Source organism: Streptosporangium sp. NPDC020072, from assembly GCF_040631445.1.
Lineage (GTDB): Bacteria > Actinomycetota > Actinomycetes > Streptosporangiales > Streptosporangiaceae > Streptosporangium.
In genome coordinates this window covers 297,903-303,902 of record NZ_JBEYAB010000013.1, presented here as the reverse complement: position 1 = coordinate 303,902, position 6,000 = coordinate 297,903, and the positions used below count along the sequence as shown (strand labels likewise).

Sequence of the window (6,000 nt, the reverse complement as noted above, 5' to 3'; positions counted from 1 at the left end):
TCGCCACATAACGTGCGAACAGCGCCGACACGGTCGTCTTCCCACTGCCGCCCTTACCGACGAAAGCCACCCTCACGACGACGATCCAATCTGATTATGAAAATCATTGCAAGGTCTGAGAGTGATAATCATGCCACGCCGGACGGCGGGCGGCGCCGGCAAAAACGAGAACGGCACGAGGAGTTAGGTGATGGCGCGCCTGATACCAGTACTTTCCCTCCGATAAGTCACTCCGTATTTTTTCCTACCTAAATGGGATATATCGGTCAGGGGCTGACGGGTCTCTGTGGTGCGTCGACTCGGGAGAATGTCGCTGATTGCGTAATTAGTGCTACTTTGTGGGGTTTTCGGGGGAAGGGTTTGACTTAGAGCGCGCTCTAACTTCTAGCCTGTTCGATGTGGCGAACAAGGGGTCGCCGAAGCGCCGGACTCTCCCAGGTGAGGGCAGGGGCACGGTCCCGGCGCCACGTAGGGCTTGGGCACGGATCAGGAAGAAGGGGGCAGTTCCCATGGGTGAGAGCACGACCCGCGAGGAGCGCTACGAGCACGGGCTGGCGATGCTCGACGCCGTGGACGGCACGGCCGGCGCGAACGTCATCGAGTCGCTCAAGGACGTCGCCCCGGAGCTCGGTCACCAGATCGTCGCGTGGGGGTTCGGCGAGATCTACTCCCGTCCCGGTCTCGAACCCCGGGACCGGCAGCTCGTCACGCTCGGGATGCTGACCGCGCTCGGTGGCTGCGAGCCGCAGCTCACCGTCCACATCAACGCCGCCCTCAACGTCGGGCTGACGCCGCAGCAGATCATCGAGGCGTTCCTGCAATCGGCGGCCTACTGCGGCTTCCCCCGGGCGCTGAACGCGACGCTCACCGCGAAGAAGGTCTTCGCCGAGCGCGGGCTGCTGCCGGTCGAGTGATACACCCCGCTATTTGTTGATATTTCGGGGTCTGAGGGTCGGTCGTGTGGGTCGTCGAAGCGGGAGACGAACCACGAGGCGAATGAGGCGGTGACCACGCCCAGCAGACCGACCCCGCCCAGCATCAACAGGCCGCCACCGTCCTGCCCGTGCCCGCGCCCGCGCCCGCGGCCGACGCGGGCGGGTCTTCGGCTGTTTGAAACACTTGTTTGCGGCGTTGGTAGGATCATCACGTGGGAGTTCCTGAGGATTTGCTGGCCGCAACCAAGCAGTGCCTGTCCGAGCGCGGATACGCCCGCACGACGGTGCGCGACATCATCGCCGTCTCCGGCAGCAACCTCGCCGCGATCAATTACCACTTCCGCTCCAAGGACGCGCTGCTCACCCAGGCGATGATCGAGGTGACCGGCGAGGCGGTCACGGAGATCCTCAAGGCCTTTCCCGGCGACTCCAAGGAGTGGTTCGAAGCCTTCTGGGGTGAGCTGATCGAGTCCTTCCGCACCAACCCGACCGTCTGGCGGGCCAACGTCGAGACGCTCGCGCAGGCCGCTCACCTGCCTGATGTGCGGGCCCGGCTGGCCGAGGGGCAGGCGCTGGCCCAGCGGGAGCTGAGCGCGCGCCTGCCCGGGCACGACGAGGCGGGGGCTCAGGTGCTGCTGACGCTGTTCATCGGGCTGCTGGTTCGGTGGCAGATCGACCCCGACAGCGCCCCGACGGCCCGTGACCTGGCCACCGGCCTCCGCGCGGTCGTCCAGGCGGCGGGAGGCGGGGAAGCGGCACCCGCCTGACCGCTCCAGCCGCCCCACTCCAGGCTCCTCGCCCCAGCGTCCCCGTTCTGCGCACCTCGTTCCGGCCCGCCCCGTTCCGCCTGCCGTGGCACGCGGCCTCTTCAGCGCATCGCGTGGCGGCCGGCGTGCTGGTCCTGTGGCGGCGCCGAGGTGCCCTTCGCCTGCCGTACGGCTCGCAGCATGACGGGAGCGAGCACCGCCATCACGCACAACGCGGTGGCCGCGGCGACCATGGCATAGTGCTGACCCTGTGTGAAGGCCTCGCGGGCGGCGGCGGCCAGCGAGGTCGCGGCCGGTTCCGGCAGGTGCCGCGCCGACTCCAGGGCGCCGCCGAGGGTGTCCAGCGCCGCTGACGGAGCGCCCGTCTCACCGAGGTGCCCCCGGTAGACGGCGGCGCCGATGCTGCCCAGCAGGGAGATGCCGAGCGCGCCGCCGAACTCGGTGGCCACCTGCGACAGCCCGGCGACCGAGCCCGCGCGCTCCGGCGGAGCGGTGGCGATGATCAGGTCGGAGGAGACCGTCAGGACGAGCGTGACGCCCCCGGCCATCAGCATGATCCCGGCGATCAGCAAACCACTCTGTCCCGTCACGTCCAGCCTGGACAGCAGCATGAACCCACTCGCGCCGACGAGCAGCCCGGCGCAGACCACCAGCCCCGGCCTGACCTTGCGGACCAGCACCGGCGCGAGCCCGGCGGCGAACATCGCCATGCCCGCCGACGGCAGCGCGTACAGTCCGGCGATGAGCGGCCTGGCACCCATGACCATCTGCAAGTACTGCGTCGTGAACAGGCTGGAGCCAACCATCGCGAAGACCCCGAGGGTGTTGGCGCCGATCGAGGCGGTGAAGGCGCGGCTGCCGAACAGGCGCACGTCCAGCATCGGATCGGCCATCGAGCGCTGGTGCCTGACGAAGGCGGCCCCCAGCGTCAGCCCTGCCACGATGGCCAGCACCGGCGCCCAGCCGAGGCCGTCCTGGGCGATGTGCTGGATCCCGTAGATCGTCGGCAGGATGGCGCCCAGCGACAGGGCCACGCCGAGCAGATCGAACCTGCCCGGACGCGGGTCACGCGACTCGGGCAGCAGCAGCGGCGCCAGGATCAGCAGCAGCGCCATGACCGGCAGGTTGACCAGGAACACCGAGCCCCACCAGAAGTGCTCCAGCAACGCGCCCCCCATCAGCGGGCCCAGCATCGCGCCGCCGGCGAACGCGCCGGTCCAGATGGCGATCGCGACGCGGCGCTGGCCGTCATCATGGAACATGTTGCGAATCAGCGACAGCGTCGAGGGCATCAACGTGGCGCCACCCACCCCGAGCAGGGCACGGGTGACGATCAGCAGATCGGCGCTGGGAGAGAACGCGGCGACCGCGGAGGCGGTCCCGAACGCGGCGGCCCCGGCCATCAGCAGCCGCCGCCGCCCGACCCGGTCACCGAGCGTGCCCATCGGCAGCAGCAGCCCGGCGAGCATGAACGGGTAGATGTCGATGATCCACAGCAGCTGGGAGCCGCTCGGTGCCAGGGAGGCACTGATGAACGGCAGCGCGTACGACAAGACGTGCAGGTCGACGGAGATCAGCAACACCGGCAGGACCAGGACGGCCAGTCCGATCCACTGTTTGCGTCCGGCTTTCATGAGCGGCCCTTCTCTCGGAGCGGAGCACCGGCCTGGTGCAGGTGCCGCAGCGCCTCGGCGTGCGAGGCGACGAAACTGACTTCGTGGTACGGCCGACGCAGTTGCCGGCAGTGGGCCTGCACGATGGGTTGCGCCAGGCGCAGGTTGGGGGTGGGCATGCTGGGGAACAGGTGGTGTTCGATCTGGTAGTTGAGCCCGCCCATGGCGATGTCGGTGAACCGGCCGCCGCGTACGTTGCGGGTGGTGAGGACCTGCTTGCGCAGAAAGTCGAGCTTGGCCTCCCCCGTGAGGGTCGGCATGCCCTTGTGACCAGGGGCGAACACGCAGCCCATGTAGACGCCGAACAGCCCCTGGTGGACGGCGAAGAAGGCCAGTGCCTTACCCGGTGACAGGGTCCACGCCAGCCCACCCAGGTAACAGGCGAAGTGCGCGAACAGCAGCGCGCCCTCCAGGACGCGCTGTTTCATCCAGGGCTGCCGCAGTGCCCGCACACCGCCGACGCGCAGGTTGAGCCCTTCGAGCAGGAGCAGCGGGTAGAGGAGGAACGCCTGCCGGCCGCCGATGAGCCGGGCCAGGCCGCGCGCGTTGCGTGCCTGTTCCTGTGACCACACCAGGACGTCGGGTGCGACGTCCGGATCGAGCTCCTCGTGGTTGGGGTTGGCGTGGTGGCGGGTGTGCTTGTTCATCCACCAGCCGTAGCCGAGGCCGATGGCGAGGTTGCCGCCGAGCCGCCCGAGGATCTCGCTCGGGCGGCGATCGGCGAAGACCTGCCGATGAGCCAGATCGTGCAGAACCAGGGCGACCTGAGCGAAGACGATCGCGAAGTAGACGGCCGGCAGGAGCTGGAGCCAGGAGTCGCCCAGCCATAGGAACGCCGCCGTCCCTGCGAGGTAGGCGGCTGTGACGGCGCTGATCCGGATCAGGTAGTAGCGGGGGCGCCGGTCGAGGAGTCCGGCCTGCCGGATGTGTCTGGCCAGGCGACCGAAGTCGCTCGCGGCCGTGGCCGCTGCGGTTGCTTGTGCCATGCCGATGACCATACACATGTTTGAAACATTTGTGCAAAACATCTGTTTGTGACGCTTGTTTGGACAGGGTGGCGGAGCGAAAGAGCGAGACAAGCTGATCGAAGGCCACAGCTGCGCCAAGCACTGGCTGACGTTCAGGAGGCCGCACGCCTGGAACTGACCCACTGGCTCGCTGCGGGGACGTCGCCCCCAGCGACGCGGCGGGCGGTCGGCGCCTTCTTCTGACCCTGCTGACGGGACTGATCCTGCAACGTCTCATCGACCGGAGTGGCGTTGGGCGAGCGCCCGCCACCGTTCCAGTCGAGTGGTTGGCCCGTGTCGGGCCAGTGCGCTTGGCAGAGGTCGATGACCTCGACGCCCAGCCGCCGCAGCGACCATGTCAGGCCTGCCGGGTGGGGTGGACGACCGTCTTAAAGAGGGTGACGTGGGCGGGACGCGAGGCCGTGAAGGCGACCACCTCGGTCACGCCGTCGGGCGAGAGCCACTCGGACGACTCGCGGGCCTGGGCGACCCGGGCGTTGGCGCCCTCGTCGGTGACGTGCCCCTGGAGTTCTGCGGCGGTCATGGCGGGCTCGACCACGCTCACCCTGACGCCCTGGGGACCGAGCCCGACGCGTAGGTGGGGCCTCGTAGACCACCTCCACCCTCCTGGCCTACTCCGGCCACAACTCCGTCGCCTCCCTGGCCCGCTACGCCCGCGTCTCACCCGAAGCGCTCGCCCGCCGGCAAGCGGACCGCGACCCCGCGACCCGGCACCGCTGAGCACAGATCACCAGGCCGAAATGTCGCCGAGCGCGGTCAGCGTGAAATCTCCGCACCGCCTACTCAGGATGATCACGTTCGACGGCTGCCGCCTCGGCGAGGGAGTCCTCCGGTGCCACTCACCGCCCCTTGCCGACATCGGCCTTCTCGATGCCACCCGCGAGGACCCGCCCTGGTCAAGCGTCCACCGAGTGCGCCCCCGCCTCGAACCGCGCTGTCCAGCCTGCGACTGGAACATGCACGCCGAAGTCAGCCCTGCGGGGACGCGATTCTTCGCTCACGATGTCGCCAACCCGGAGTGTTCCTATCGGAGCGAGTCCCAGGCTCACCTCTGCGGAGGTGGTTCATGAGTTTTGCCGGTGACAGGCGTGAGGTCGTGAAACGGAGACGGCCACAGCGCCTTCGTCTGCGCTGGTGGGCGACTACCGATGCGTTCCCGCCGGGATGAGTGTGAGCTGGTCGACATGACACCTCCCCGTCGGAAGAGAGCAGGCGAGTACCTGCGCATGCACCACCTTCGGATTGCTGTAGCCGATCAGCGATGAAGGCCCGAAGGAAATAACGCCATGATCACGATTGACTTAAAAACAACTGTAGTCCCCGAGGGGAATATCCCTTATGTAACCATATGTGCCCATGAGTACCCAATGGAAATTGGTATATATAGGACATATGGTATAATAATGATTATTAGTACAAAGTGCCTTATTGTCCGGTTTCCCTGAAGATGCGCACCGTTCGTTGATGTACTCGGCTTGTTATCGATGAAGAGGCAACCTCTTCTACGTAGAGTGCTCCAGAGGGCGCTCTGTGTAGTGGCTCGGTTCGCTTATGCGATCTTGGGCATAGAAAAGAGGGCTGCACTGGTTGGCGACCA

5 protein-coding genes are annotated in these 6,000 nt (G+C 67.1%); 2 read left to right on the top strand and 3 right to left on the bottom strand.

Going from position 1 to position 6,000, the window contains the following annotated elements; all coding sequences use genetic code 11:
• Window positions 1-509: 509 nt before the first annotated feature.
• Window positions 510-914 (top strand): carboxymuconolactone decarboxylase family protein, encoded by a 405-nt coding sequence (locus ABZ470_RS30245; RefSeq protein ID WP_352015073.1) that lies wholly within the window; start codon window positions 510-512, stop codon window positions 912-914.
• 233 nt (window positions 915-1,147) lie between these two features.
• A complete protein-coding gene (locus ABZ470_RS30240; RefSeq protein ID WP_352015072.1) occupies window positions 1,148-1,702 on the top strand; it encodes a TetR/AcrR family transcriptional regulator in 555 nt (184 codons plus the stop codon).
• Between the two features lie 101 nt (window positions 1,703-1,803).
• Here the strand turns inward: ABZ470_RS30240 and ABZ470_RS30235 are convergent, their stop codons facing one another.
• The 3 genes from ABZ470_RS30235 to ABZ470_RS30225 form a co-directional block, all read right to left on the bottom strand.
• On the bottom strand, window positions 1,804-3,336 hold the full coding sequence (locus ABZ470_RS30235) for an MFS transporter (RefSeq protein ID WP_362915701.1): 1,533 nt from the start codon (window positions 3,334-3,336) through the stop codon (window positions 1,804-1,806).
• Window positions 3,333-4,361: an acyl-CoA desaturase gene (locus ABZ470_RS30230; RefSeq protein WP_362915699.1), complete on the bottom strand. Its 1,029-nt coding sequence runs from the start codon at window positions 4,359-4,361 to the stop codon at window positions 3,333-3,335. The genes ABZ470_RS30235 and ABZ470_RS30230 overlap by 4 nt, the downstream gene beginning before the upstream one ends.
• Before the next feature lie 379 nt (window positions 4,362-4,740).
• Window positions 4,741-4,947 carry a hypothetical protein gene (locus ABZ470_RS30225; RefSeq protein WP_362915697.1) on the bottom strand — a complete coding sequence of 69 codons (207 nt, stop codon included), beginning with the start codon at window positions 4,945-4,947 and terminating at the stop codon, window positions 4,741-4,743.
• Window positions 4,948-6,000 lie beyond the last annotated feature (1,053 nt).